This window comes from Corticimicrobacter sp. (assembly GCF_040137905.1).
Taxonomy (GTDB): domain Bacteria; phylum Pseudomonadota; class Gammaproteobacteria; order Burkholderiales; family Burkholderiaceae_B; genus Corticimicrobacter.
The window spans coordinates 24,137-50,795 of record NZ_JBEFDG010000021.1 but is presented as its reverse complement, the minus strand read 5'-3'; the positions used below and the strand labels follow the sequence as shown (position 1 = coordinate 50,795).

General features: G+C 62.7%; 22 protein-coding genes and 1 tRNA gene. 12 read left to right on the top strand and 11 right to left on the bottom strand.

Going from position 1 to position 26,659, the window contains the following annotated elements; genetic code table 11:
• Positions 1-133: 133 nt before the first annotated feature.
• A complete protein-coding gene (locus ABN482_RS02940) occupies positions 134-1,243 on the top strand; it encodes an efflux RND transporter periplasmic adaptor subunit (protein ID WP_349502589.1) in 1,110 nt (369 codons plus the stop codon).
• Positions 1,240-4,284 (top strand): efflux RND transporter permease subunit, encoded by a 3,045-nt coding sequence (locus ABN482_RS02935; protein WP_349502588.1) that lies wholly within the window; start codon positions 1,240-1,242, stop codon positions 4,282-4,284. Before ABN482_RS02940 ends, ABN482_RS02935 begins: the two co-directional genes overlap by 4 nt.
• Here ABN482_RS02935 and ABN482_RS02930 read toward each other — a convergent pair.
• From ABN482_RS02930 to ABN482_RS02920, 3 genes are all read right to left on the bottom strand, one after another.
• Positions 4,274-5,809, bottom strand: a complete 1,536-nt coding sequence (locus ABN482_RS02930) for a phospholipase D-like domain-containing protein (protein ID WP_349502587.1) — start codon at positions 5,807-5,809, stop codon at positions 4,274-4,276. The genes ABN482_RS02935 and ABN482_RS02930 overlap by 11 nt on opposite strands.
• Before the next feature lie 141 nt (positions 5,810-5,950).
• Complete coding sequence (yiaY, locus tag ABN482_RS02925) at positions 5,951-7,099, bottom strand: L-threonine dehydrogenase (RefSeq protein ID WP_349502586.1); 1,149 nt, start codon at positions 7,097-7,099, stop codon at positions 5,951-5,953.
• A 179-nt stretch (positions 7,100-7,278) separates the two neighbouring features.
• Positions 7,279-9,597: an FdhF/YdeP family oxidoreductase gene (locus tag ABN482_RS02920; RefSeq protein WP_349502585.1), complete on the bottom strand. Its 2,319-nt coding sequence runs from the start codon at positions 9,595-9,597 to the stop codon at positions 7,279-7,281.
• A 252-nt stretch (positions 9,598-9,849) separates the two neighbouring features.
• Here ABN482_RS02920 and ABN482_RS02915 point away from each other — a divergent pair.
• Positions 9,850-9,923 (top strand) — tRNA-Cys (locus ABN482_RS02915).
• 52 nt (positions 9,924-9,975) lie between these two features.
• Here ABN482_RS02915 and ABN482_RS02910 read toward each other — a convergent pair.
• From ABN482_RS02910 to ABN482_RS02900, 3 genes are read right to left on the bottom strand one after another with little or no spacing between them, the layout of a single operon-like run.
• Complete coding sequence (locus tag ABN482_RS02910) at positions 9,976-10,692, bottom strand: ABC transporter ATP-binding protein (protein ID WP_349502584.1); 717 nt, start codon at positions 10,690-10,692, stop codon at positions 9,976-9,978.
• Positions 10,685-11,917 carry an ABC transporter permease gene (locus ABN482_RS02905; RefSeq protein ID WP_349502583.1) on the bottom strand — a complete coding sequence of 411 codons (1,233 nt, stop codon included), beginning with the start codon at positions 11,915-11,917 and terminating at the stop codon, positions 10,685-10,687. The genes ABN482_RS02910 and ABN482_RS02905 overlap by 8 nt, the downstream gene beginning before the upstream one ends.
• Complete coding sequence (locus ABN482_RS02900) at positions 11,917-13,104, bottom strand: efflux RND transporter periplasmic adaptor subunit (protein ID WP_349502582.1); 1,188 nt, start codon at positions 13,102-13,104, stop codon at positions 11,917-11,919. The genes ABN482_RS02905 and ABN482_RS02900 overlap by 1 nt, the downstream gene beginning before the upstream one ends.
• Positions 13,105-13,636: 532 nt before the next feature.
• On the opposite strand from ABN482_RS02900, the gene pgaA reads away from it, so the two are divergent.
• The 4 genes from pgaA to pgaD are packed head-to-tail and all read left to right on the top strand — an operon-like array spanning position 13,637 to position 19,833.
• Positions 13,637-16,036: a poly-beta-1,6 N-acetyl-D-glucosamine export porin PgaA gene (gene pgaA, locus ABN482_RS02895; RefSeq protein WP_349502581.1), complete on the top strand. Its 2,400-nt coding sequence runs from the start codon at positions 13,637-13,639 to the stop codon at positions 16,034-16,036.
• Between the two features lie 28 nt (positions 16,037-16,064).
• On the top strand, positions 16,065-18,089 hold the full coding sequence (gene pgaB / locus ABN482_RS02890) for a poly-beta-1,6-N-acetyl-D-glucosamine N-deacetylase PgaB (RefSeq protein WP_349502580.1): 2,025 nt from the start codon (positions 16,065-16,067) through the stop codon (positions 18,087-18,089).
• On the top strand, positions 18,086-19,423 hold the full coding sequence (pgaC, locus tag ABN482_RS02885) for a poly-beta-1,6-N-acetyl-D-glucosamine synthase (protein WP_349502579.1): 1,338 nt from the start codon (positions 18,086-18,088) through the stop codon (positions 19,421-19,423). Before pgaB ends, pgaC begins: the two co-directional genes overlap by 4 nt.
• Complete coding sequence (gene pgaD, locus ABN482_RS02880) at positions 19,420-19,833, top strand: poly-beta-1,6-N-acetyl-D-glucosamine biosynthesis protein PgaD (protein WP_349502578.1); 414 nt, start codon at positions 19,420-19,422, stop codon at positions 19,831-19,833. The genes pgaC and pgaD overlap by 4 nt, the downstream gene beginning before the upstream one ends.
• Before the next feature lie 211 nt (positions 19,834-20,044).
• Here the strand turns inward: pgaD and ABN482_RS02875 are convergent, their stop codons facing one another.
• The 3 genes from ABN482_RS02875 to ABN482_RS02865 form a co-directional block, all read right to left on the bottom strand.
• On the bottom strand, positions 20,045-20,254 hold the full coding sequence (locus tag ABN482_RS02875) for a cold-shock protein (RefSeq protein ID WP_109062126.1): 210 nt from the start codon (positions 20,252-20,254) through the stop codon (positions 20,045-20,047).
• A 97-nt stretch (positions 20,255-20,351) separates the two neighbouring features.
• A complete protein-coding gene (infA, locus tag ABN482_RS02870) occupies positions 20,352-20,612 on the bottom strand; it encodes a translation initiation factor IF-1 (RefSeq protein WP_349502577.1) in 261 nt (86 codons plus the stop codon).
• Positions 20,609-20,857: a hypothetical protein gene (locus tag ABN482_RS02865; protein ID WP_349502576.1), complete on the bottom strand. Its 249-nt coding sequence runs from the start codon at positions 20,855-20,857 to the stop codon at positions 20,609-20,611. The genes infA and ABN482_RS02865 overlap by 4 nt, the downstream gene beginning before the upstream one ends.
• Before the next feature lie 271 nt (positions 20,858-21,128).
• Between ABN482_RS02865 and ABN482_RS02860 the strand changes: the two genes are divergently transcribed.
• The 5 genes from ABN482_RS02860 to ABN482_RS02840 all read left to right on the top strand — a co-directional run bounded on the left by ABN482_RS02860 (position 21,129) and on the right by ABN482_RS02840 (position 25,331).
• On the top strand, positions 21,129-21,476 hold the full coding sequence (locus tag ABN482_RS02860; RefSeq protein WP_349502575.1) for a hypothetical protein: 348 nt from the start codon (positions 21,129-21,131) through the stop codon (positions 21,474-21,476).
• 130 nt (positions 21,477-21,606) lie between these two features.
• On the top strand, positions 21,607-22,659 hold the full coding sequence (locus ABN482_RS02855; protein ID WP_349502574.1) for an ABC transporter substrate-binding protein: 1,053 nt from the start codon (positions 21,607-21,609) through the stop codon (positions 22,657-22,659).
• The gene (locus ABN482_RS02850; RefSeq protein WP_349502573.1) at positions 22,656-23,501 is read left to right on the top strand and encodes an ABC transporter permease; all 846 of its coding nucleotides are present in this window, start codon (positions 22,656-22,658) and stop codon (positions 23,499-23,501) included. The genes ABN482_RS02855 and ABN482_RS02850 overlap by 4 nt, the downstream gene beginning before the upstream one ends.
• A complete protein-coding gene (locus tag ABN482_RS02845) occupies positions 23,488-24,348 on the top strand; it encodes an ABC transporter permease (RefSeq protein ID WP_349502572.1) in 861 nt (286 codons plus the stop codon). Before ABN482_RS02850 ends, ABN482_RS02845 begins: the two co-directional genes overlap by 14 nt.
• Positions 24,345-25,331: an ABC transporter ATP-binding protein gene (locus tag ABN482_RS02840; protein WP_349502571.1), complete on the top strand. Its 987-nt coding sequence runs from the start codon at positions 24,345-24,347 to the stop codon at positions 25,329-25,331. The genes ABN482_RS02845 and ABN482_RS02840 overlap by 4 nt, the downstream gene beginning before the upstream one ends.
• A gap of 9 nt (positions 25,332-25,340) precedes the next feature.
• Here the strand turns inward: ABN482_RS02840 and ABN482_RS02835 are convergent, their stop codons facing one another.
• Both ABN482_RS02835 and ABN482_RS02830 read right to left on the bottom strand, forming a co-directional pair.
• Positions 25,341-26,003: a hypothetical protein gene (locus ABN482_RS02835; protein WP_349502570.1), complete on the bottom strand. Its 663-nt coding sequence runs from the start codon at positions 26,001-26,003 to the stop codon at positions 25,341-25,343.
• Positions 26,004-26,075: 72 nt separating this feature from the next.
• Positions 26,076-26,510 (bottom strand): cytochrome b562, encoded by a 435-nt coding sequence (locus ABN482_RS02830; RefSeq protein ID WP_349502569.1) that lies wholly within the window; start codon positions 26,508-26,510, stop codon positions 26,076-26,078.
• Positions 26,511-26,659 lie beyond the last annotated feature (149 nt).

Below are 26,659 nucleotides of genomic sequence, written 5' to 3'. Positions count from 1 at the left end.
GAAAGACATAAGTGTAACTGCCTCCCACTTGCGACAGGCTGAAAACAGCATCCGCATACGAAAACAGGCGCAATCGCATACCCGCCCTATTTCGCCGCACATTACAATGCATCGACCGATTTCGAGGCCTGCCATGCCTGCTGCATCCCTGTTCCGGCGCTATCGCGCCCTGCTTTGCCTGTCCCTGTGCCCGCTGCTGCTGGCAGCCTGCGGGCAGGATGCCGCGCCATCGGCAGCGCCCACCCGGGTCCGCCTGCAGGCCGTTCAGCCCGATACGATCCAGCAGGCCGGCTTGAACCTGCCCGGCACCGTCGTGGCCCGTGTCGACAGCACCCTGTCGTTTCGCGTGCCCGGCCGGCTGCTGGCCCGACCCGTCGATGTCGGTGCCCAGGTCGGTCAGGGCACGCGACTGGCCCAGCTCGACCCGGAACCCCTGCGCCTGGCGCGCGACGAGGCGGCGGCCCAGGTAGCGCAGACCCAAGGTGTGCTCGAACGCAGCCGGCGCGATGTGGCCCGCAACCGCACACTGGTGGAAAAGGGAGCGCTGGCTCGTGCCGATTTCGATGCCCTGGAAACCGGTCTGAACAATGCCCAGGCCCAGCATGACGCCGCGCGCAGCCGGCTGGCACAGGCACGCAACAATCTGGCTTATGCCGACCTGAGCGCGCCGCAGCCCGGCATCGTCACCCAGGTTCATGCCGAAGTCGGCCAGGTCGTGGCCGCCGGCACGCCGATCATCTCGATGGCCTATGACGGCCAGCGCGAACTGGAAGTCGATGTGCCGGAAAACGGCATAGCCCGAATCCAGCCCGGCTCGACAGTACAGGCACGCCTGCTGAGCGCACCGGACACCGTGTTGCAGGGCCGCGTGCGTGAAATCTCGCCCGTGGCCGACCCGGCCTCGCGTACCTATCGGGTCCGCGTCGCCCTTGATGCCATGCCGGACAGCGCCAGGCTGGGCATGACGGCCAGCGTACAACTGAATCACACGGGTGCAGCTCCCGCGCAGGTATTCCGCCTGCCGCTCGCCGCGCTTTACCAGCAGGGCAAAGGCCCTGCCGTCTGGGTCCTGCCCGACGAGGCCGATCATCTGGAGCTGCGGCCCGTCACCCTGGGCACGATGGGAACTGACCACATTCTGGTGACGGCAGGCCTGCAATCCGGTGAGCGGGTCGTGACGGCAGGCGTGCACCGGCTCGATGCGGGCATGCCTGTCCAGCCCTGGGATCATCGCCTGCCATGAAATTCAATCTGTCCGCCTGGGGGCTGCGGCATGCCCCGCTGGTCCTCTTCGGCATGATTCTGTCCGTCATCCTGGGGGTACTGGCCTATATCGACCTGGGCCGCTCGGAAGACCCGGAAATGACCATCATGGTCATGACGCTGGACGTCGCCTGGCCCGGTGCCACCACCCGCGAAATGGAACAGCAGGTCGTCGAAAAGCTCCAGCGCACCCTGCAGGAAGTCCCGCTCTACGACAATGTGCGCAGCTATGTGCGCCCCGGCCGCGCCACGATGTTCCTGACGCTGCAGAGCTGGGCCAAGAAGGACCAGATCCAGGAAAGCTGGTACCAGGCACGCAAGCGCGTGGGCGACATGCGCCATACGCTGCCCGAAGGCGTTCTGGGACCGTATTTCAACGACGATTTCGGCGATACCTTCGGCTCCATCTATGTATTCCACGCCGATGGGTTCGACCAGGCCCAGATGAAGCAGGTATTGCTGTCGGCACGCGAACGCCTGCTGCGCGTCCCGGATGTCTCCAAGGTCTTGATGCTGGGTGTGCAGGACCAGGCCTACCATGTCGAATTCAGCCCCGACCGGCTGGCCCGTCTCGGCATTTCACCCTCGCAGTTGCTGGCCAGCCTGCAGCAGCAGAACGTCGTCCTGCCTGCCGGCGTCATCGAAGGACCGCGCAGCCGCATCCCGATGCGTGTGGACGGTGCCGTGCGCAGCCTCCAGGACATCGAGAACGTCCCCGTCAAGGCCGGCGAGCGCACGTTCCGGCTGGGCGATATCGCCGAGGTCACGCACGGCTACGTCGACCCGCCCCAGATGTCGATGCGGCGCAATGGCGAACCCGTCACCGCGCTGGCCGTCTCCATGACCGAAGGCGGCGACATCCTGACCCTGGGGCGCAATCTCGATGCCGTCATGAACGAAGTCCAGGCGGCACTGCCTGCCGGCATCACTATCGAAAAAGTCGTGGACCAGCCCACGCTGGTGGACCACTCGATCAACGAATTCCTGCTGCATTTCCTGCTGGCGCTGGGCATCGTGCTGGCGGTCAGCCTGCTGGCACTGGGCTGGCGCACCGGCATCGTGGTGGCGCTGTCGGTGCCACTGGTGCTCGGCATCACCTTCTTCATCATGTGGCGGCTGGGTATCAACCTGCATCGCGTGTCGCTGGGCGCGCTCATCATCGCGCTGGGCCTGCTGGTGGACGACGCCATCATTGCGGTGGAAATGATGCAGGTGAAGATGGAAGAAGGCTGGAGCCGTTTCAAGGCCGCCTCGTTCGCCTGGACCTCCACCGCCTTTCCGATGCTGACCGGCACCCTGATCACCGCCGCCGGCTTCGTGCCCGTCGGCTTTGCACGCTCATCCACCAGCGAATTCACCCAGTCTATCTTCTGGGTGGTCACCATTGCGCTGCTGGTATCCTGGGTCGTGGCTGTCCTCTTTACTCCCTACCTGGGCACGCTGCTGCTGCCGGACATGACGGGCCACCACGAGCGCGATACCCCCTGGAGCCGGCGCAAGCGTCGCCTGATGGACTGGCTCACCGGCCGTATCGAGTGGAGCGTACGGCATCGCAAGGCCGTGCTGATCTCGGCGCTGCTGGCCTTCGTCCTGTCGCTGGCGGCCTTCCGGCTGGTGCCGCAGCAGTTCTTTCCCGACTCGCCACGCGAGGAAATCCTGGTCGATCTGCATCTGGAGGAAGGGGCCAGCTATGCCGCCACCCTGGCCGAAACCGAGAAACTCGAACAGTGGCTATCCCGCGACGAGCGCGTACGTGCCGTCACGGCCTACGTCGGCAGCGGTTCCCCGCGCTTCTACCTGGCACTCGACCCCGAGTTGCCCAAGCTCAACTATGCCCAGGTGATCGTCTATCCCCACGACCTTCAGCAGGGCAAGACGCTGGCAGCCGATCTGCATGACTATCTGACGACAGAATTCCCGCACATCCGCACACGGGTCTATCGGCTCGAGCTCGGCCCACCGGTCGGCTATCCGGTGCAGTTCCGCGTCAATGGTGCCGATCCCGATACCGTGCGCGCCATCGCGGCCGAAGTCCGCGACCGGATGCGCGAGCATCCCAACGTGCGCGACGTCAACCTGCAATGGCATGAACGCACCAAGGCCATCCGCTTTCGCATCGACCAGGATCGCGCCCGCGCCCTGGGCGTCAACAGCCAGGACGTGGCACTGACACTGCAGACCCTGCTCAGCGGCCAGACCGTCACCCAGGTGCGCGACGGCAACGAACTGATCGATGTCATCGCCCGTGCCCACCCAGAAGCCAGGCTGGACGCCGAACGGCTGGGCAGCCTGACCGTGCATGCCGCCAACGGGCGTGCCATTCCGCTGAGCCAGGTGGCCGAGATCGAACCGGTACTCGAGGAAGGTGGCCTGTGGACCCGCAACCGCCTGCCCAGCCTGAGCGTGCGCGCCGACGTGTCCGGTGCGCAGGCACCGGATGTCTCCGCCGAGATCCGCGCCACGCTGCACGACATCGAGGCCCGCCTGCCGGTCGGCTACGACATCGAGGAAGGGGGTGTCGTCGAGGAAAGCGCCAAGGCCAATGCTGCAATTGCCGTCGTGATCCCGCTCATGCTGCTGCTGTGGGCTGTCTTCCTGATGTTCCAGTTGCAGAGTTTCAGCCGCATGTTCATGGTGATCCTGACGGCTCCGCTGGGCATGGTGGGTGTCACGCTGGCGCTGCTGGTCACTCAACGGCCGTTCGGCTTCGTGGCCACCCTGGGCGTGATCGCCCTGGCCGGCATGGTCATGCGCAACTCGGTCATCCTGGTCGAACAGATCGACCGCGACATCGCCCAGGGCGATGCGCCGCGCGATGCCATCGTACATGCCACGGTACGGCGCACACGACCGGTCGTGCTGACGGCACTGGCCGCCATCCTGGCCATGATCCCGCTGACCGCCTCCGACCTGTGGGGGCCGATGGCGGTCTCCATCATGGGAGGCCTGGCCGTCGGCACGGTCCTGACACTGATTTTCGTGCCGGCCCTGTACGCTGCCTGGTTCCGGGTCAAGACCTGACGGACGGACGCAGTCGCCTCAGGCGCTGCAGTCCTTCCCGCCAGCGACGGCGCAGGCCGCGCCGGCCCATAGGCTCGAAAAAGCCATCGGCGCTCTCGGGATCGAGCAGCTCGTTGTCAGCCACGAACTTGTCCAGGGGACCAGGACGGGTCAGATCCAGCAGATCCAGGCTCCTGCCGTCACCACGCAGCGCCTCGATCGCAGCCATCAGAGAACCGCTGCGCGCGAACTCGGCCTCGAAAACAGCCGGCTCCACGCCCAGATGCTCCGACAGCAGGCGGGTACGCAACTGTGCAATCATCGGTGCCACATGCTGGTTGCCCGGCAGGGCGGCATCGATCACCACATCGCACTCGCTGTCCAGCCCCAGAGAGCGGTTGTTGAGATTGGACGAGCCGATGCGCAGCAGGCGATGATCGACAATCATGACCTTGGCATGCACGTAGATATCCTGCCGTCCGGCCGTGACCGGCACATAGATACGGAAACGGTTGCCCGGGTCGGCCTCGGCGATCTTGCGGGCCAGGCGGATCCTGGCCGCATCCATGGCCACCTGTTCAAGCCAGCCATCGGCCTTGCGCGGCATCACCATCACGACTTCGGGCGGATGGGGCTCCTTCAGGCGGGCCGCAATGGCCACCGCCACTCTGGCAGAGGTGAAATACTGGTTTTCGATATAGATGAAATCGCGCGCTGCGGCCACCATGTCGAGATACAGCGCCTCGATTTCCCGGACCTCGGCGCAACCATCATAGACCGAGCGGGTGCGGGCAATGCCGACACGCACATTCTCGAACTGGACCGGCAGGTCGTCCGGCCACAGCACCTCGCTGCAGTCAGGCAAGGGATCGAGCGGCTCAGACGTGGCCCGCTGCCAGCGTTCGGCCCCCAGTTCGCCCAGCGCCGCCGCCACAGGGCCGGCCAGCATCATGGTGACATCATGCCAGGGCGGATAGGGTCGTCCTTCCGGACCGATCCGGCGCGGATCGTCATCCAGATGCTCGGACGTATCCCAGCGCGCCGTCGACATGTCGATCCCGCCGCATACCGCCAGGCAATCATCGACCACGAGGATTTTCTGGTGGTGGCTGCAACCCGGTGGGTGTGCGCGATCGAACCGGAAGGCAATGGCCCGGGTGCAATGCCAGCGCCACAACATCCACAACGCAGACGGTCGCAGCAACTGCTTCAAGGCCCCGAAACCCCATTTGAGTATGCTGATGCGTCGGGCCGGCATCGCTCTGGCCAGCGCCAGGATGAATTCCCCCAGCGTCTGCCCGCCCCCTTCCCGTCCGGGCTCCAGCCGAATGCGCGTATCGAACTCCCAGCCGATGATCAGGATACGCTGCCTGGCGGACTGCATCGCCTCGCCCGCCTGATGATAATACTCGGCCGCATCCACGATCACGCTGGCCCGGTCGCACGGCTCGATACGCCAGCAATTGCGACCCGGTTCCAGGATGGGGATGGGGTTTGTGCCACCGGTCACGGGTGGGTCCGGGTTGCGAGGCACTGCGTGCGGCATCAGCGTACTTCTCTCCATGTTGGCACTCTCTGCATGACCATGCGGCATTCGGAGAATGTAGCACGCAGCCACATGAAAAATGCCGGCCAAAAGGCCGGCATTCTCTATCATGACCGGCAAGCGCCGGTCAGGTTGCTGCGATCAGAAGGCAGCGCGGAAGATGCCTTCGATCTCGGCCTGCGAGGCCTGGCGCGGGTTGGTCAGACCACAAACGTCCTTGAGCGCATTGGTCGCCAGGGTCGAGACATCCTCATCCTTGACACCCAGTTCGGCCAGGCCCGCCGGAATGCCGACATCGACCGACAGCGCACGGATCGCATCGATGGCAGCCTGTGCACCCGTCTTGGCATCCAGGTCGAGGATATTGACGCCCAGCGCACCCGCGATATCGCGCAGCCGGCTTTCACAGGCGCTGGCATTGAAGGCCTCGACATGCGGCAGCAGCACGGCATTGCAGACCCCGTGCGGCAGGTTGTAGAAACCACCCAGCTGGTGCGCCATCGCATGCACATAGCCCAGCGACGCGTTGTTAAAGGCCATGCCGGCCAGGAACTGGGCATAGGCCATGCTTTCGCGGGCGGCCATGTCCTTGCCCTGATGCACGGCAGTGCGCAGGTTGGCGGCGATCAGTTCGATGGCCTTGATGGCACAGGCGTCGGTAATCGGCGTGGCCGCAGTCGAGACATAGGCCTCGACGGCATGGGTCAGGGCATCCATGCCGGTTGCCGCCGTCAGCCCCTTGGGCATGCCAACCATCAGTGCCGGATCGTTGACCGACAGGATGGGCGTGACATTGCGGTCGACGATGGCCATTTTGACGTGGCGCGTTTCATCGGTGATGATGCAGAAACGGGTCATTTCGCTGGCAGTGCCGGCGGTCGTGTTGATGGCAATAAGCGGCAGTTGCGGCTTGGCCGACTTGTCCAGACCTTCATACTCGCTGATGTGGCCGCCATTGGACGCACACAGGGCAATGCCCTTGGCACAGTCATGGGGCGAACCGCCGCCCAGCGACACCACGCAATCACAGACATTGGCATGCAACAGTGCCAGGCCATCCTCCACGTTCCTGACCGTGGGATTGGGCTGGGCACCGTCGAACACGACGGACTCCACACCCTGTTGCGACAGCAGTTCTGCAACCTGGACCGGCACGCCGACGCTGGCCAGACCGGCATCGGTCACGATCAGGGCTTTCCTGAAGCCATGGTTGCGAATGGCGACGGCGGCCTCCTCCAGGCTGCCGGCGCCCATCATGTTCACTGCGGGAATGAAAAAAGTGCTGCTCATGAAACGGTTCTCCGTATGTAGTAGTGCTCCGCCAGAGTAATCCTCCAACTGGGAAACCAACTTGTGCGGGATCAAACCCGGCACTACCAAACAGAAACATCGCATGACAGCAGGCCCAGGCTCCACCGCCTCGTTCGCCCCCCGCCTGGCAGCCGGGTGCGAACAGACGGCATCCGACATCACACAGCCTGAACCTCGGCCACCTCCGGGCTTTTTTCTACCTGTCCGGCTCGGACCACCCGCACCGGGATCCCCTTGGAAGCCGGCGTGAAGCAGTCCGGGTCATAGGCATACAGCGGTACCAGCGGATTGGCCTCCGGGAAATAGGCGGCACAACTGCGATCCGGAAAGTCGTACTCGATGGCCTGGAAACCGGTCAGCATCCGCTCCACGCCGTCATTGGCCTGCGAGATGATGTCGACACGATCGCCATCGGCCAATCCCAGCCTGCGCAATTCCGCCGCGTTGATAAAGAGCACGTCGCGGGCATTGTGGATGCCACGATAGCGATCCGAATAGGAATACAACGTGGTGTTGTACTGGTCATGGCTGCGCATGCTGGACAGCCACAGCACGCCGTCCTGATCGGCCTCCTCGTCCTCGCACAGCCCGGCGTGGACCAGGAAGTTGGCCTTGCCCGACGGCGTTCCCCATACCCGCTCCCGGGCCAGCGAGGTCAGGTGGAAACCGCCCGGGATCTCGAGACGCTTGTTGTAGCCGGGGAAAATATCGGGAAACACGGCCTCGATATCGTCGCGGATCAGGGCGTAGTTGCCGACCAGGCTTTCCCAGTCCACCTTCGAGCCTGCCCCCAGCGTGGCCCGTGCCATGCCGCCGATGATGGCCACTTCGCTGCGCAGGTGCTCGGATGCCGGTGGATTGCTGCCGGTGCTGGCATGCACCATCGACATGGTGTCTTCGACGCTCATCGATTGCGGACCGGTTGCCTGTACGTCCAGTTCAGTACGCCCCAGACAGGGCAGAATCAGGGCATCGCGCCCGTGTATCAAATGGCTGCGATTGAGCTTGGTGGATATCTGCACGGTCAGGTTCAACGCCCGCATGGCGGTCTGTGTCCTGGCCCAGTCCGGCACGGCCACGGCAAAGTTGCCGCCCAGGCCGATGAACACTTTGCTGGCTCCGCCGACCATCGCCTCCAGTGCCGTCAGTACATTGCGACCCGGCTTGCGCGGCGGCTCGAAGCCATAGCGCGCCTGCAGGCGATCCAGGAATACCTTGGAGGGAATCTCGGTAATGCCCACCGTGCGATCACCCTGCACGTTGGAGTGTCCCCGCACCGGGCAGATACCGGCACCGGCCTTGCCCACGTTGCCGCGCAACAATGCCAGATTGGCGATCTGCTGCACATTGTGGGTGCCGTGGCGATGCTGCGTGATGCCCATGCCGTAGGCCAGGATAGCGCGTTCGGCCTTGGCATAGGCCCCGGCAGCCACAGACAGGTCCTCGCGCGTCAGGCCCGACTTGCGCTCGATATCTGCCCACTCGGTCGCCTTCAGGTCGGCAATCAGGGGCTCGATGCCGACAGTGTGCGCACGGATGAATTCCCAGTCGAGAATCTCGGCATCGTTGTTGGCCCGAGCCTGTTCGTCGGCCTCGACCAGCAGCTTCATGATGCCCTTGATGGCCGCCACATCGCCGCCGACCCGCACCTGGAAAATGCGCGAAGAAATCTCGGTCGAGCCGAAGGTGGCCATCTGCGCCACGTCCTGCGGGGCCTGGAAACGCTCCAGCGCACGCTCACGGAACGGATTGAACGACATGATCACCGCCCCGCGCCTGGCGGCATTGCGCAGATAGGTCATCATGCGCGGGCTGTTGGTGCCCGGATTCTGCCCGAAAATGAAAATACAGTCTGACTGGTCGAAATCGTCGAGTACGACCGTGCCCTTGCCTACGCCAATGGATCTGGGCAGGCCGACACTGGTCGGCTCATGGCACATGTTGGAACAGTCCGGGAAGTTGTTGGTACCGTACTCGCGCGCAAACAGCTGAAACAGATAGGCCGCCTCGTTGGAGGCACGCCCTGACGTATAGAAATCGACCTGGTTCGGATCGTCCAGTGCATTCAGGTGCTGGCCGACCAGGGCATAGGCATCCTCCCAGCTCACCGGCAGGTACTTGTCGCTGGCGGCGTCATAGCGCATGGGATGCGTCAGCCGTCCGACCATTTCCAGCGCGTAGTCATCCCATTTTTCCAGTTCCGTCACGGTATGCTGGGCAAAGAATTCGGGCGTACAGCGCTTGGGCGTCGCCTCCCAGGCAATCGCCTTGCCACCGTTCTCACAGTATTCGAAGCGCGAGGTATCGAGCGGGTCGGCCCAGCCACAGCCGGGACAGTCGAAACCGCCATGCTGGTTCATCTTCGACAGGATGGACAACCCATTGACCGGGATATCCTGCTTGAGCAGCAAGGCTTCCATGGCCTTGAGGGCATCCCAGCCGCCGGCGGGATGGGTATAGGGAATATAAGGCTTCATGACATCTCCATGTATGCAGTGGGGGACAGCACCAGGGCATCTCGTCTCCTGGCAACGCAGATGCCTGGGATACCGGATGGAACATGAGACAACAGTCGGCCCTATTGACTGAGCCTATGAAGAAGCAGAAGTAACACAGGTTTTGTATTTGGAAAATGCAACTACTGTTAACAGGGACTTGCACCGTCGAGAATGCCCTGATGCTTCCCTGCAAAAAAATCCAGCTTCGTGTAGAATCTCGCCTTTGCTGATGGCGCAATGGCAGAGTGGTTATGCAGCGGATTGCAAATCCGTGTACGTCGGTTCGATTCCGGCTTGCGCCTCCAAATGAAATCAAGGACTTACGTTTCTAACGTAGGTCCTTTTTTCGTTTGGGTGTCAACGCACGCAGTCCCCGGCAATCCGCCCATCCACCAGCGTAATCAGCCGGTCAGCCTGCGACGACAGCCGCTGGTCGTGGGTCACGATCAATACCGCGCATCCCAGTTGCTCATGAAAGCGCCGGAACAGGGCAAAGATGCTCTCGGCGGTCTGGGTATCGAGATTGCCCGTCGGCTCATCCGCCACCAGCAAGGGGGGATGCGTAACCAGTGCACGGGCAATGGCCACGCGCTGCTGCTGGCCACCGGAGAGTTCTGCCGGCAGCTTGTGCGCGAAATTCCCCAGCCCAACGTCTTGCAGCAACGCCAATGCGCGCTCGCGATCAGCCGTGCGAGGTTTGCCATGATCGATCATGCACGGCATCAGGACGTTTTCCAGGGCCGTGAACGCCGGTATCAGGTGGTGGAACTGGAACACGAAGCCCAGGGCACGGCGGCGCAGCAAGGTACGCTCCCGGTCCGGCATCGCGCGGGTGGGATGGCCCAGCAGCTCGATTTCACCCTGTGTAGGCGTATCCAGTTGCGCCACCAGATTCAGCAACGACGTCTTGCCTGATCCGGAAGGTCCGACCAGCGCGCAGAAATCGTCTGCAGCCAATTCGAAGCTGACGTCATGCAGCACCTCGGATTCTGTCGGCAGCCCGACATGATAGGACTTTCGCACCTCACGCACGGCCAGCACCGGAGCGGACTGCCTGGAGCTATCATCAGACATAGCGTATCGCCTCCGCCGGGTCCATGCGCGCCGCACGCCAGGCAGGAATGGAGGCGGCCAGTACACCGCTCAAGGTGGCAATCGCAATGGCCATGGGAATCGTCTGGGGTGGAAACGGCGTATCGAACAGGCCCGGACCGAAGGCATGAAACGCAGCCACCATGCCCCAACCGGCCAGGCTGCCCGCCAGCGAACCCGCCAGGCCAAGTATTGCCCCTTGTAGCAGAAACACGGCCAGCATCTGCCACCGCGTGGTCCCCATGGCCCGCAGAATGCCGATTTCACGCGTCCGCTGGGTGACGCTCACGGCCAATACGGCAGCGATGCCAATCGCCACCGCCAGAGCCACGAATACGCTGATCAAGGTCGTCGCCATGGATTGCGAACGCAAGGCATTGAGCAACTGGGCATTGGTCTGCATCCAGCTTTCTGCCTTCAGCCCAAGCAATCGGGCAATGCGATCAGCGATGGTGCGGGCCGCGAAAATATCTTCCACGGTAGCATCAATACGCGTCACGCCCCCCGGCAGATCCAGCAAGGACTGGGCCTGCTTCATATCCATGTAGACGTAGCGCGAATCCAGTTCGCGCACGCCCATCTCGAAAATGCCGGCGACTGTCATCACTGCACTGGCCCCTTCATCCGCCTCGATGCGCAGTTTGCCGCCCGCCTGCAGCCCCAGCGTCTCGGCCAGGCGACTGCCGATCGCCACATTGCCGGGCGACAGGATAAACGCCCCCTCGCGCAGGTTGTTGCCAACCGGCACGATGCGCTGGTAGCGTTCGGCATCCACCCCCAGCACGGTCACCGCTTCGCGCGCACCACCGCGTCTGCCGATGGCTGCACCCGACACCATCGGCGAGACGGCCCGGATGCCCTCCAGGGACTCCAGCGCCGGCAAGAGGCGCTGCCAATCGTCTATCGAATGCAGGCCCTGCGCGCGCCTGTCCTCCAGCATCAGGTGCCAGCCACCCTCTGGCCCGGCAGCCGGCACATTGACACGATCTGCCGCCTCGATCGCAATATGCGACTGGGTACCCAGCATGCGATCGATCGCGTTGGCCTGCAGGCCGCCAATCAGCACGCGCAGGAACACGATAATCGACACGCCCACGACAATGCCGACCAGGATGATCGACGTCTGCACCCGGCTCTGCCCCAGGAAACGCAGCGCCACCCGGCTGGCGAACCAGGCATTATCGCACCAGCCCCTCAGGCCCCTCATCACTGCGCTTCCGGAAAGGCTTGCTCCTGCGGATACAGGCGCCGGTCACCCATCGGTGCCGCGTTCGCCAGCACCAGATCGCCGGCAACCACACCTTCCAGCACCTCACTGGCAAAGAGCCCCCGCAATCCCAGGCGTACCGGCACCACCACGGCCCGCTCACCGCGCAACACCTGCACCGTGGCGCGATCACCACGCCGTGACGCCAGCGCATCGTTGGGCACGACCAGCGCATCATCCTTGCTGGCGGTTCGAATCGTCGCGGACACCGTCATGTCCTCACGCAGATACTCAGGCACGGTCTGCGGCAACAGATGCACATCCACCGTACCGCGCTGCGGATCGACCTGCGGCGAAATGCGATCCACCACGGCCTGGAATGGCCGGTCCAGGAAGGCATCGGCAATCACCACCGCGTTCTGTCCAACCTCCAGCCGGTCAAGAAATTTTTCATCGACCGGAATCACCGCCTCATTGACGGCCGGGAGACGCACGATATCAAAAAGTTGTTGCCCCGCCTGGACAGCATCGCCCACCTCAACCAGACGCGCGGCAACCACACCATCGAACGGCGAGCGTACCTCGGTCCGCGCCAGCACCGCAGCAGCAACTGCCGCCCGCTCGCGCAGCGTACGTTCCTCGGGGCCATCGCCGGCCAGGTCACGCTGCGCCAGCCGGGCGCGATCACGTCGCAACCTGGCGGTATCGAGCACCTGCTGCGCCTGTTCGGCCGTCTCCCTCGGCATGGCGTTACGGGCAGCCAGCTCATGCCGCCGTCGCGCCTCGCGCTCGGCCTGTACCAGAGCGACCTCCGCCTCGCGCAGCTCGGCTGCCACCTGCTGACGACGCACATCCTGGAGCTGATCCAGGACTGCCTCGGCCTCGGCCAGACGCGCCTGTGCCTCGTCATTGCGCAGGCGAACCAGCAATTGCCCTGCCGTCACCATGTCGCCTTCCCGCACGAAGCGCTCCACAACCACACCCGCCGCCTCGCTGCCCAGCCGCGTGCGCTCACGCGCGGCAATGCGGCCGCTGGCCACGACATCCTGCACCAGGGGACGGCTTTCGAGGCGATAGACCGGCACCGGGCTGCCCCGCCACGGACGCCACAGCAGCAGCAACGCCAGCACGATCATCAGCACCAGCAGCCACGGCCAGCGTCGCCGCAACGATACATTTAAAGCCAAGACAGCCCCCTATCGATTGTCCCCATGCCAAGTCTTCATACCGCAGAGATTGGACCACAACACGCGGATGCCATGCGACCATCACCACACTCAAGAAACTCACCCAAGGCAGGGAACAGATGAAATGCAACGATTATTGACGCCTTGATTATCTTTGTTTTTACCAGATACTGCTTCGCTCCTGTCGTGCCGGAAGAAGCGTATCCCATACGCGAAAGCAACTGCCCCCATGATCCAGACCCCACATCCATGCGGGTTCCACCTGGGCGTACTTCGTCGATTTCCTGAAAATCAGCCAAATTCAGTATCAATTAAAAGGCAAAAGAAGCATTTTCAGCACATTCGATACCATATTCTAAAAAGTATCCGACATCCTTCGACAGAAAGATGAGGCGCAGGATCATGCTTAAAGAATGCGTGCCAGAAGCATGCAGCTCCGTCCTGCCATCGGGTGAAAGTTCGATTGTGCATGAATCCGCCATCCCCACACTGGGCCGCATTTTTTGTTGCGGCCATCTCATCGGCCTTGCCGATGTCAATCCCGGCAGCACCCGTCACACCGCAACACTACGAACAACTCATCCACCAGGCTCGCACCGGCGAGCATGATGCTGCGCTGGACTACCTGCGCACGCTGGATCATGGGGCACATCGCAGTGACGGACAGGCGAACCGGCTTCGGGACCATGTTCTGATTGCCAGTTGGGCCGGCCTTGATGACGAAGTCATCGATCTCTACCAACGCTATGCCCAGGACCGGCACTGGACACCTGATATGCTGGGTGCCGCAGCACGGGCCTTGCGTTTCAGGCATCACTGGTCACAGGCGGAAATCCTGTATGCCCGCGCCATGCAGGCAGCACCGCAGGATCCGCAACTGCGCGCCGGGCACATACTGACCCAGGCCGACGCCGGCAAATTGGCACAGGCCATGCCACTGGCCCGGACCTGGCTGGCCCAGTCTCCCGATGCACCGCTCCCCCATCTCGTCCTGGCCTATGTTCAATCCCAGGCAGGCCAGGACTACGATGCCTGGCATACGCTGGATCTCGCTCATGCACGCTGGCCAGATGATCGGCAGATCATCACCGCACTGATCAATGCCATGCAAACCATCGGGCTGTCCGTCCCGGCCCTGGCACTGGCCGCTAGCCATCCCGGTCTCCTGGATGCTGCGGCGCACCGGGATCTCGAACTGGACGCCGTGGCCGGATCGGTACGCCTGTCCAGCCTGCCCACACGCTCGGAAACGGAACGCTTCGAAATTGCGGACCGGGCACTGCAGCGCTATGACAGACTGCTCGCCGACTGGTCGCGGCAGTTGCCGGAAACGCAGGATGCCATGCGCCGGGCCCGGCTGGACAGGCTGGATGCCCTGGCAAGCCGGCTGCAATGGCGTGCCGTGGCACAGGAGTACGAAGCACTGGCTGCCGATGCCGCCATCGACTCGCCCTATGTGCTGCGCCTGGCCGGATCGGCCTACCTGGAACTGCGCCAGCCCGAACACGCCATTCCATGTTTCGAGCAGGCGCTGGCACGCCTGACCCAGGACGACGAGGAGCGCATGCTGGCTGAACTGGGCCTCTTCTATGCGCTGGTGGAAACCGAAGATTTTGAACGGGCATACGCGGTCGTGGCCGAAGCCAATCGGCGCGACACGCGGCTCAGCATTGCCGGCCAGCCCGAACTCCAGCCCAATGCGCGACGCCTCGACACACAACTCGCGACCGACATGGCCGACCTCTATGCCAATGCCACCGACCGGGCCGTTGAAAAACTCGAGGCGCTGCTGCGGCGGGCACCCGGCAACCAGCACCTGCACATCGCTTTGGCTGAAAGCCATCGCGCCCGCATGTGGCCGCGCCATGCCGAACGCCGCCTGAAGATTGCCGAAGCGCTGGCCCCACGAGACATTCCACTGATGACAGGCCAGGGTCTGACCGCGCTCGAACTGCGTGAATGGCGCCAGACCGACATGCTGGCAGCCGAGACGCTTCGGCGCGATCCCGACTCCTGGCCGGTCAAGCGCCTGAACCGGCTGTTCGATGTCTATCGCAAGGCCGAGCTGCGTATCAGCGGCCACCGAGGCCTGTCCAACGACAGCCCTGTCAGCGGCAATGGCGACTACAGCGTCGATGCCGTCATCTATACCCCGCCCATCGACTACGACTGGCGCGCCTTCGCAGGCCTCGGACGCGCCTATGGCCGATTCGAGGAAGGCAATATCGGCTACGACTGGCAGCGGGCCGGTGTGGAGCGACGCAGCCGTGACCTGTGGCTGGAGGGGGAAATTTCCCGCAACAGCTACGGACAGGGTCACCGCACCGGCCTGCGCCTGGCGGCCGCCTACGACCTGGACGACCACTGGCAACTGGGCGGAGAAGCGGCCCTCCTGGCACGCGATACGCCGCTACGCGCCCTGCGCAATGGCATCCGCAGCAATGGACTCAGCCTGTTCGCGCGCTGGCTTGGCAGCGAGCGTCAGCAGTGGCGCATGGAGGTCGGCACCAACCATTTCGGCGACGGCAACCAGCGCTATCGCTGGGCGCTGACGGGGCAGACACGTCTTTACACCCGGCCACACGTCAGCATCGATGCCCTCTGGGCTCTGGAAGCCTCGCGCAACAGCCAATCCGATACACCGTACTACAGCCCACGGGCAGATCTGGACATCGCCCCGGCTCTTCAGGTCAGCCACATCCTGTATCGCCGCTACGAAACCGTCTGGGAACAGGTATTCCAGGCCGGCGCAGGTGCCTATGTACAGCGCGACTACGGCACTGCCGCAACCGGCCTGATCGGTTACGGGCAGCGATTGCGCATGCATGACGTTTTCGAGGCCGGTCTGATGGTCACGGCCACCAGCCGCCCCTACGACGGCGTACGCGAACGCGAGACCCACATCCAGTTCGACCTGAACTACCGATTCTGACCCAGTCCCGGCATACGGAGCCCACAATATGAATGCACGAACAATACGGGCATGGCGCACAGGGTGTGCAACCACCCTGTTGCTGCTGATGCTGGCCGCATGCGCCAAGGACCTGCCGGTCTTCACCCCGCCGGCAGAGCGGCCGCTGGCCCCGACCGAACAGCCCTGGCCCGCCAACCAATTCCTGTCCCTGGCCTATCACGACGTCGATGACCTGGATGCCGACCAGCGCTTTGTGGGCGTACGCACCGACCGGTTGCTGACGCAATTGGCCTGGCTGCGCGAGAACGGCTATCAGGCCGTCTCGGTCGACCAGGTACTGGCTGCCCGCCAAGGCGGCCCGACATTGCCCGACAAGGCTGTCCTGCTGAGCTTCGACGATGGTTACAGCAGCTTCTACTCGCGGGTATTCCCCTTGCTCAAGGCCTACCGCTGGCCAGCGATCTTCGCACCGGTCGGGCGCTGGCTGGATACGCCGGCCGGAGAACCGGTGGATTTCGGTGGCCTGCCCGTCGCGCGAACGCACTTCACGACCTGGGCACAGATTGCCGAGATGTCGGATTCCGGGCTGGTTGAAATCGCTTCCCATACTAATAACCTGCATTTCGGCATCCAGGCCAATCCGCAGGGCAACCAGCAACCGTCCGCCACCACGCTGGCGTTCAATGCCCGGACCGGCACCTACGAAGATCGATCGCAATATCGGGACCGCCTGACGCAGGATGCCCGCAACATATCGGCGCGGATCACGGCAGCCACGGGGCGGTCCCCGCGCGTCTGGGTCTGGCCCTATGGCGCCTCTACCGGCACTGCCATCGAAATCCTGGGCAAGCAAGGCTATCGCATGACCATGACGCTCCAGGATGGCCCCGCCCGGTTGGACTCGCTGATGTCTTCACCCCGCTTCCTGGTGTCGAACGACCCTTCCACGCGCGAATTCGCCCATTCGGTACGTGCCATGGAAGCGCAGGAAGTCATGCGGGTCATGCACGTGGACCTGGATTATGTCTACGATCCCGATCCTGGGCAGACCAACGAGAACCTCGGGGTACTGGTACAACGCATCAAGGATATGGGTATTACCCACGTCTTCCTGCAGGCGTTCGCCGACCCGGCCGGTGATGGCCTGGTCAAATCGCTGTATTTCCCGAACCGCTGGCTGCCGATGCGGGCCGACCTGTTCAACCGCGCCGCCTGGCAGATCTTCAACCGGGCCGACGTGAAAGTCTTCGCCTGGATGCCGGTACTCGGCTTTGACCTCGACCCGGCTCTGCCGCGCGTCCAGGCCTGGGATCCTGAAACTGGCACGGCCCGCATCGACCCTGATCAATACGTACGACTCTCGCCCTTCGATGCAGAGGTGCGTCGCCGTATCGGAGACATTTACGAAGACCTGGCCTGGCAGGCACCGTTTTCCGGCATCCTGTTCCACGACGATGCGCTGCTCGGCGATGTCGAGGATGCCAGTCCAGCGGCACGGGCAGCCTACCGCAATGCCGGACTGCCGGACGACCTGCATGTCTTGCGTACCGATCCCGATATGCAGCAACGCTGGTCACGATTCAAGAGCCAGGCCCTGATCGGGCTGACACAGGAACTGACCGAGCGGGTCCGCAAGGTACGCGGACCTCATATACAGACGGCACGCAACCTGTTCGCCCTGCCGATCCTCGATCCAGCCAGCGAAACCTGGTTCGCGCAGAACCTCGACGATTTCCTGGCGGCCTACGACTGGGTCGCACCCATGGCCATGCCGCTGATGGAGAGGATCCCTCCGGCACAGACCAATGCCTGGCTGGATCGGCTGGTGGACGAAGTGGCGAAGCGACCGGGCGCGCTGGCACGCACGGTATTCGAACTGCAGGCAGTGGACTGGCGTGCGCCGGCCGACGCACGGGCACTCGACAGCGCGCAACTGGCACGCTGGATGGAGCGACTGCAAATGCGCGGCGCACTCAACTTCGGGTATTACCCCGATGATTTCGCAACCGACCAGCCGCATCTGGAAACGATACGGCCGGCCCTGTCCCGAGAATGGTATCCGCTGCCATGATAGACCGCCTCCTTGCCCTGCTGATCCTGGTCCTGATGCTGGGCGCGCCCTTCGGTGCGGCCCTGAGCCTGACCGGGGACCTGCTGCTGGCCTTCGTCTTTCTCTATCCGCTGTTCATGTCCGGCATCTGGATATCGGGTGGCCTGTACTTCTGGCTGGTCCGTGAACGCCACTGGACTGTCGGCCCCCAGGCCCAGCCTCCCGAACTGCCCGGCAACCCGCTGATTTCGATCCTGGTGCCCTGCTACAACGAAGGCCGGCATGTCATCGAAACGCTTTCCGCTGCCCTCGCCCAGCGCTACCCGCACATCGAGGTCATCGCCATCAACGATGGTTCCAGCGACGACACCGGTGCCATCCTGGATACCCTGCTGGAGCAGGATGACCGGCTTCGGGTCATCCACCTGGCCGAGAACCAGGGCAAGGCCATGGCATTGCGCATGGGCGCGCTGGCGGCACGCAGCGACTATCTGGTCTGCATCGACGGCGACGCCATGCTGGATCCCGATGCGGCTGCCTACCTGGTCGCCCCCATGCTCGAGAACTCGCGGGTCGCGGCGGTCACCGGCAACCCGCGCGTGCGCACCCGTTCCACGCTGATCGGCCGTATCCAGGTGGGAGAGTTTTCGTCGATTATCGGCCTGATCAAGCGCACCCAGCGGGTCTACGGCCAGGTATTCACCGTCTCCGGCGTGGTCGCAGCCTTCCATCGGCGCGCCCTGCAGCGGGTCGGCTACTGGAGTACCGACATGGTCACCGAAGACATCGACATCAGCTGGAAACTGCAACTGGATCACGGAGCCATTTTCTATGAACCCCGCGCCCTGTGCTGGATACTCATGCCCGAAACCGTGCGCGGACTCTGGAAGCAGCGCCTGCGCTGGGCCCAGGGCGGTGCCGAGGTATTCGTCAAGAATATGCGCGGCATCTGGCGCTGGCGCTGGCGTCGCATGTGGCCGCTGATGGTGGAGTATTGTCTGTCGGTCCTCTGGGCCTTTTCCCTGGCACTGTCGATCCTGCTCTGGCTGCTGGGCCAGGTCGTCGAACTGCCGCCGCACGTGCGCGTCGAGAGCCTGGCACCGCCCGCCTTCACCGGGCTGGTACTGGCCATGGCCTGCCTGATCCAGTGCGGCATCAGTCTGCTGATCGACCGCCGCTACGAACCGCGCCTCGGGCGTACGCTCTTCTGGATTATCTGGTACCCGCTGGCCTACTGGATGATCACGCTCCTGACCACGCTGGTCAGCTTCCCCAAGGTCATGCTCCGGCTCCGACGCACGCGTGCGCGCTGGGTGAGCCCGGATCGTGGCATCGATACCATGGACCGGAAATGATCATTGCCTCACAACGCAATCGACTGGCGCATGCCATCGACTTCACCCTGACGCTGGCAGCCTGGTGGGTGCTGCTGTACCTGTTGCTGCATGGATTGATCAAGGTATCGTCCGACGGCCTGGATAGCGCGCTGCCACGCCTCTACCTGACCGACTGGTCTGCCGCCGGCACCCTGGGCGGCTATCTGGCGACGGGATTGCTCAATGCGCTGCTGCTGTTCAGTTGGGCACGCTACAACCAGCGTCGCTTCGAGCGCGCCGCCCGGCGTGGGGCATTCAAACCTGTGCGCCCGGAAGAGCTATGCCGCAAATTCATCCTGACCGAACGTCAATACAAAAAACTTCATGCAGCACGCAAGGTCGTATTTGCACATGACGCCCGGGGACGGATCGTGGATATGGATACCTAAAATATGACGCTGCCATGGTAACCATGGACTTGCAAAACCTGGATTTCACGAAAATTCGGATCCCGTTGAAAAATAACGGCACGAATGCTGAAAAGCATAGTCCAGACCCGATTTCGAAATAAAAAAGCCGGCTCCCGAACCTCGGGAACCGGCTGCGTGACGCCTTGACGCCTGTCACCCGCCACATCAGGCAGGCGACAGCTCAGTCATATCAAAGAATCTCGATCTTCGTGGCTTGAGGGCCCTTCTGTCCAACGGCTGCCACGAAGGACACGCGCTGGTTTTCTTCAAGCGTCTTGTGGCCGGAGCCCTGAATCTCGGAATAATGTGCGAAGAGGTCCTTGCCACCGGATTCGGGCATGATGAAACCAAAGCCCTTTTCGTTGTTGAACCACTTCACAATGCCGATTTCTGTTTTCAAAATATACTTCCTTGGTCAAAAAAATGATAAGAAATTTCCTGAGAGGAAACTTCCATGTGCCCGTTGCGGGCGAATGGCATGCGTTGTCCGCTGCCGGTTATCGCCTGTACGTCCGTTTTGCGGGTGCGGCGCGATCTTTATTGAGATGCCTGAAAGTGATGCGTCCCTTGGTCAAGTCGTAAGGCGACATTTCAAGCGAAACATTATCTCCAGCCAGAATGCGAATATGGTGCTTGCGCATCTTGCCACCGGTATAGGCAATAACTTTGTGGCCATTCTCGAGCGTAACCCGAAAACGTGAATCGGGCAAAACTTCGTCAACGACACCAGACATGGCAATCAGTTCTTCTTTGCTCATGCCGACAACCTGCCCTTGCGCGCAGCAGGCTGCGAACGGGTACGGATATAACTGAATGCTTCGGTCTTGGCGAAACGGACTGCGGCTTCGGCCGAGTCGAAAAACGGCGTGAACCGCATAAGACGATCCTGAGTCATGCTGGAGTGACCACTGCGAATCGATACCGAGGCGATATAGCGCCCGGCATGGTCACGACGAACCAGGGGTGAAACCAGGTACTTGCCGACCTGTATGGATGGATACATAAAAACCTTCGATGTCGGTTCAAACACCAGACATCAGCTAAAACGGGTAACAATGACTGCGCACAAGCGCATGCGGCTGAACTCTATCTGCGGCTGGCCTGCAGGGATATTCGCTGCAGGCGAGGGGCTACCGGGAGACTGGAGCCGAAAGTACGGCAATCCGGCAAGGAAGGAGAACAAGTTTACGGGCGGTGCGTTTCTAATGAATCATATGTGCACACCCGTGCAACATCCTACAATAGTACCACATCATATTAAAAGCGCAACCCCTATGCAAACACACCACATTAACACGCTGATCAGCCTGCTCAAGATATTCGATGCCAACTACTTCGATCATGCCCATGAGTCCCGGCTCAAGGGGCTCAATCCCAACGACAGGCAGGATCTGTCGACCGCTTGCGACATATTCCTGCAGGCAGAGTATCTGGCCTTCTCCGACAGGGAACGACTGGACTTCATCGCCATCACCGGGTTTTACCTTGAGCAACCGGGCTGCGATTTTGACGATCTGTTCGCAAACCTGGCACTGGTCTTTGGCGAAGAAATCCGTGATCAACGCGCATTCATGGGGCATCTCCTGGCCATCATCCAGGCTTACGAAGCCACACACGCCTGACGCAGGACATACCCCGTCGTCTGGCCTGTCCGGGCCGATCCCCGATCACAAAACTGTCATATCGCCCCCATAGACTGCATCCTTTGCGCATCGCGCGCCCCTCTCCTCCTTTCCCGAACAAGGACCTGCGATGAACCAAGGAATGTGTTTTACCCTGACTGCCGGCCTGCTGGCCCTGAGCTGCACGGCCCAGGCCGACAACCTCCCGGCGCTGGAGCAGGCCGCCCGCGCCGAAGGCACGGTCAACAGCGTAGGCATGCCCGACAGTTGGGCCAACTGGAAAGACACCTGGGCCGACCTGAATAAGCTCTACGGTCTGGCACATACAGATACCGACATGAGTTCGGCGCAGGAAATCGCCAAGTTCGCCGCTGAGAAGGATGACGCCACCGCCGACATCGGCGATGTCGGTGCCTCCTTCGGCCCGATCGCGGTACAGCAGGGCGTGACGCAGCCCTTCAAGCCCTCGACCTGGGCGCAGATTCCGGACTGGGCCAAGGATGCCGACGGTCACTGGATGCTGGCCTATACCGGCACCATCGCCTTCATCGTCAACAAACAACTGGTCCAGAATGCGCCCCGCAGCTGGGCCGATCTGCGTACCGGCAGCTACAAGGTCTCGGCCGGCGACGTCAGCAAGGCCGCGCAGGCCGTCAACGGCGTACTGGCAGCCGCTGTCGCACTGGGCGGCAATGAGTCCGACGTCAAGCCCGCACTGGACCTGTATGCCGACCTGGCGCGCCAGGGCCGCCTGTCACTGGCCAACCCGACGATCCAGACGCTGGAGAAAGGCGAAATCGAAGTAGGCGTGGTCTGGGATTTCAATGGCCTGAACTACCGCGACCAGATCGACCGCGAACGCTTCGAGGTCATCATCCCCTCGGATGGCTCCATCACCTCCGGCTATACCACGATCATCAACAAGTGGGCCAGGCATCCCAATGCTGCCAAGCTGACACGCGAGTACATCCTCTCCGATGCCGGCCAGATCAACCTGGCCAAGGGACATGCCCGTCCGATCCGGGCTGAACACCTGAACCTGCCCGCCGATGTGCAGGCCAGGCTGCTGCCGCAGGAACAATACGCCAAGGCCCAGCCGATCCGTGATGCCGCCGCCTGGGAAGTGACCTCCAAGGCCCTGCCGCGACTGTGGCAGGAACAGGTCATCCTGCACATGAAATGAAAAAACCGGCACTTTCCGGCAAGGGCTGGGCAGTTCTCTGCATACTGCCCTTTGGTCTTTTCTTTGCCGTGTTCCAGCTCGCACCGCTGGCCTGGGTCGTGCTGCACGGCTTTGCCGGCCCACAGGGCTGGGGGCTGGACAATTTCCGCGAGATACTGGCCTCGGCCTTCTACCGGCAGGCGATCCGGCACAGCCTGGAAATCGCCTTCTGGTCCAGCCTGATCGGGCTGCTGATTGCCCTGCAGGGCTGCCATTCACTGCGCCGCTCGGGGGGCCGCCTGCGCGACGCCGTGCTGTCGCTGTCGAACATGGCCAGCAATTTCACCGGCGTGCCGCTGGCCTTCGCCTTCATCATCCTGCTGGGTTTCAATGGTGCACTGACGCTGCTGCTCAAGCAGTGGGGCTGGATAGAGGATTTCAACCTCTACTCCAAGACCGGCCTGATCGTGCTCTATACCTATTTCCAGATCCCGCTGGGCATCCTGCTGCTGTACCCGGCCTTCGACGCCCTGCGCGAAGACTGGCACGAGTCGGCCGCCCTGTTGGGGGCCGGCCCGTGGCAATACTGGCGCCACATCGGCCTGCCCGTGCTGGCACCGGCGCTACTGGGAACCTTCGTGATCCTGCTGGCCAACGCGCTGGGCGCCTACGCCACGGTGTATGCGCTGACCACAGGCAATTTCAACATCCTGCCGATCCGCATCGCCTCGCTGGTGGCCGGCGACCTGTTCCTTGATCCCAACATGGCCAGTGCGCTGGCGCTGTGCCTGGTCGGCCTGATGGCGCTGATCACGCTGGTGCACCAGTGGCTGCTGCGCAGGAGCCACCATGCCATCCATTGAACATCCGTCCGCAGGGGCATCTGCACCACCGGCCCGCCCGGATCTGTCCCGCACCCGCCCGCTGCGCCCGTCCGTCCCCTGGCTGCACCGCATCATCGTGCTGATGCTGCTGACCATGCTGATGCTGCCGGTGCTGGGCACCTTGCTGTATTCGCTCTCGACGTCCTGGTCCGCCACCATCCTGCCCAGCGGGCTGACTTTCAAGTGGTATATCGCCCTGTGGTCCGACACCCGGTTCCTGGCTGCGTTCGGCCGGTCACTGCTGGTCTGCCTGGGCGCACTGGCGGTGTCGCTGTGCCTGATCCTGCCACTGATGCTGGCGATCCACAGCCACTTTCCACGACTGGACCGCTGGATGAACATCCTGATCCTGCTGCCCTTTGCCATTCCACCCGTGGTGTCATCGGTCGGGTTGATGCAGCTTTTTTCGGGCGGACCACTGCCGCTGGCCGGCACGCCCTGGATACTGATCGGCTGCTTTTTCACCATTGCCCTGCCCTTTATCTACCGCACACTGAGCAACAGTCTGCAGGCCATCCAATTGCAGGACCTGCTCGATGCCGCGCACCTGCTGGGTGCCAGCACCTGGCGCGCCGCCTGGCTGGTGGTACTGCCCAACCTGCGCACCGGACTGATGATTTCGGTCTTCCTGTCGTTCAGTTTCCTGTTCGGTGAGTTCGTCTTCGCCAATCTGCTGGCAGGCAGCCGCTACGAAACCCTGCAGGTCTATCTGTACAACATGCGCAACGACAGCGGTCACTTCACCAGCGCGCTGGTGATTTCATATTTCGCTTTCGTGGTGCTGGTCACCTGGGCTGCCCGCAGACTGAACAAGGACACGGTATGAGTTATCTGCTGCTGCAGGACCTGGACAAGCGCTACGGTGCCACCCCGGTATTCAGCCAAATCGAATGCCGCATCGCACAGGGAGAATTCATCACCCTGCTGGGCCCCTCCGGCTGCGGCAAGTCCACGCTGCTGCGCTGCATCGCCGGCCTGGCTGAAGTGGACCGGGGCCGGATCATGCTGGACGGCGAAAACATCACACACCTGCCGCCACAGCAACGACATATCGGCATGGTCTTCCAGCACTATGCGCTGTTTCCGAACATGACGGTCGCGCAGAACGTCGCGTTCGGGCTGCGCATGCAACAGACGCCCGCACATGAAACCACCCGGCGCGTCGGAGAAATGCTGGCACTGGTCGAGTTGCAAGACTATGCCGACCGCTACCCCCGTCAGTTGTCGGGCGGACAATGCCAGCGTGTGGCACTGGCACGTTCACTGGTCACCCGCCCGCGCCTCTTGCTGCTGGATGAGCCCCTGTCGGCACTGGATGCCCGCATCCGACGTCATCTACGCGAGCAGATCCGGCGCATCCAGCGCGAGCTGCAACTGACCACGATCTTCGTCACGCACGACCAGGAAGAGGCCCTGGCCCTGTCGGACCGCATCCTGCTGATGGACAAGGGCAGCATCGTGCAGAACGCCGATGCCGAAACGCTTTATACCGCACCGGTCAATACCTTTGCCGCCGGCTTCATCGGTCACTACAACCTGCTGGATCCGGATGCCGCCAGCCGGCTGCTGGGCGAGATCCGCACCCGCGCGGCCGCCATCCGGCCCGAAACCATCCGCTTTGCCGATGCAGGCATCGAGGGCATGGTGCGCCAGCGCAGCCTGCTGGGCAACGTGGTGCGCTACCAGGTCGAGGCGCGGGGCGTGACGCTGCAGGTCGATGCGCTCAACCGCAGCAGTGCCGACCTGCTGCCTGCAGGCTCGAGCGTACTGTTGCAGATCGATCCTGCCGCCGTGCTGGAGCTGGATTGAGCCGCATCGTCAAACCGTCAGGGCCTGCCAGTTGCCTTCGAGCATATCGAGGGTCGGCGCTGCCGAGTGCTTCGGCCCTGGCTTGAAGGGCGCGCCAAAGGTGTCGCAGTCGGTCAGTGACATGCCTCCTTCCGACCAGGTCCGCCGGGTGCCGGCCAGCAGGACATGGGGAATCGTGATACCAAGTGCCGCAATGGCTCCGTTCAGCGACTGTGTGGCATCGGGCCGATCGATGGCCGCCGCCAGCAGCACTGAATAGGCAAACCGGCAATCACCCGGAGCCTGTCCATCATCCAGTGCATTGCGCACGGCCAGGAAACCATCCGGGGGGCATTCGCTGCATTTGCTCGGCCCAGGAGCCCATCCAGCCGCACCACAAAACTCCCATGCTCGAGACACTGCCTCGGTATCGGGAGAGGCGTGCGTCCAGCGGCGATGGGATTTTTCGTTCCAGCCGATCTGCCCAAACCGGACATAGGTCTGGTTGGGCGAGCCGGTTTGCGTCTGGTCGAATTGCGTCATGCGAACCGAGGTACGGCCCCGATCGGAGGACAGCAATGGCGTCAGTGCGGGCACGAGACGCTGCCAGACGGCATATTCCCAGATTCTGGGTGCATCGGGTGCGGCCAGTAAAAGGCAGACATCATATTGACGTGTGCGGTACGCATGCATGGAAATGTCTTTGCCCTGAGCGAGCAGGGTGTATGTGGAAGATACCCAGGATGTATCGATCGCCAGAACGGATCAGGACTGAATCATCGACTCGAAGCGTTCGTGGAACTCTTCCTTGACCGCATCCATATCGTCGAACAGCGCCGGCAACTCCGACAGGCGCCCCTGGCTGGCCAGATCGACCGCCGTATCGATCTGCTTCAACAGCCGGTCCATCCCTGCCGTGTAGTCCTGCATGTCCTTGCTGTCGGCAGCCTCACCATAGATGGAACGCGGCGTCTGCGTGCGGGCCTCGGCGGCGGCGGCCTTCATCTCGTGGAGGCTGCCCAGCAGCGTCTGCAGGTCCTCTGCCTTGAGAGCCGCCTTGTAGCTGCGCTGGATCTGCTTCATGTTGGTCTGCAGGCTGCGCGCCTGTGAATCATTGCCCAGCCCGTAGTGGCCCAGCGCCATCAGGCCGGCCACCACGGCCACAATCGCAATGAGGGCAGAAACGGTGTACTTGTTCATGTCGGAATACCGGATGCAGCAATCAGAAACAGCCGATAGTAACGTGATTCGCAGGGGTCTTGCGGCAATCCATGCGCCACGGCGACAGATCCCCGCCGTTTCGGTAAAGTTATTACCATCCAACACAAGACCATAACAATTCCGCACAG

Coding starts and splice junctions, on each gene's coding strand:
- ABN482_RS02940 (WP_349502589.1), top strand. CDS start 134: ATGCCTGCTGCATCCCTGTTCCGGCGCTATCGCGCCCTGCTTTGCCTG.
- ABN482_RS02935 (WP_349502588.1), top strand. CDS start 1,240: ATGAAATTCAATCTGTCCGCCTGGGGGCTGCGGCATGCCCCGCTGGTC.
- ABN482_RS02930 (WP_349502587.1), bottom strand. CDS start 5,809: ATGCCGCACGCAGTGCCTCGCAACCCGGACCCACCCGTGACCGGTGGC.
- yiaY (WP_349502586.1), bottom strand. CDS start 7,099: ATGAGCAGCACTTTTTTCATTCCCGCAGTGAACATGATGGGCGCCGGC.
- ABN482_RS02920 (WP_349502585.1), bottom strand. CDS start 9,597: ATGAAGCCTTATATTCCCTATACCCATCCCGCCGGCGGCTGGGATGCC.
- ABN482_RS02910 (WP_349502584.1), bottom strand. CDS start 10,692: ATGTCTGATGATAGCTCCAGGCAGTCCGCTCCGGTGCTGGCCGTGCGT.
- ABN482_RS02905 (WP_349502583.1), bottom strand. CDS start 11,917: ATGAGGGGCCTGAGGGGCTGGTGCGATAATGCCTGGTTCGCCAGCCGG.
- pgaA (WP_349502581.1), top strand. CDS start 13,637: ATGTCAATCCCGGCAGCACCCGTCACACCGCAACACTACGAACAACTC.
- pgaB (WP_349502580.1), top strand. CDS start 16,065: ATGAATGCACGAACAATACGGGCATGGCGCACAGGGTGTGCAACCACC.
- pgaC (WP_349502579.1), top strand. CDS start 18,086: ATGATAGACCGCCTCCTTGCCCTGCTGATCCTGGTCCTGATGCTGGGC.
- pgaD (WP_349502578.1), top strand. CDS start 19,420: ATGATCATTGCCTCACAACGCAATCGACTGGCGCATGCCATCGACTTC.
- infA (WP_349502577.1), bottom strand. CDS start 20,612: ATGAGCAAAGAAGAACTGATTGCCATGTCTGGTGTCGTTGACGAAGTT.
- ABN482_RS02865 (WP_349502576.1), bottom strand. CDS start 20,857: ATGTATCCATCCATACAGGTCGGCAAGTACCTGGTTTCACCCCTGGTT.
- ABN482_RS02860 (WP_349502575.1), top strand. CDS start 21,129: ATGCAAACACACCACATTAACACGCTGATCAGCCTGCTCAAGATATTC.
- ABN482_RS02855 (WP_349502574.1), top strand. CDS start 21,607: ATGAACCAAGGAATGTGTTTTACCCTGACTGCCGGCCTGCTGGCCCTG.
- ABN482_RS02850 (WP_349502573.1), top strand. CDS start 22,656: ATGAAAAAACCGGCACTTTCCGGCAAGGGCTGGGCAGTTCTCTGCATA.
- ABN482_RS02845 (WP_349502572.1), top strand. CDS start 23,488: ATGCCATCCATTGAACATCCGTCCGCAGGGGCATCTGCACCACCGGCC.
- ABN482_RS02840 (WP_349502571.1), top strand. CDS start 24,345: ATGAGTTATCTGCTGCTGCAGGACCTGGACAAGCGCTACGGTGCCACC.
- ABN482_RS02835 (WP_349502570.1), bottom strand. CDS start 26,003: ATGCATGCGTACCGCACACGTCAATATGATGTCTGCCTTTTACTGGCC.
- ABN482_RS02830 (WP_349502569.1), bottom strand. CDS start 26,510: ATGAACAAGTACACCGTTTCTGCCCTCATTGCGATTGTGGCCGTGGTG.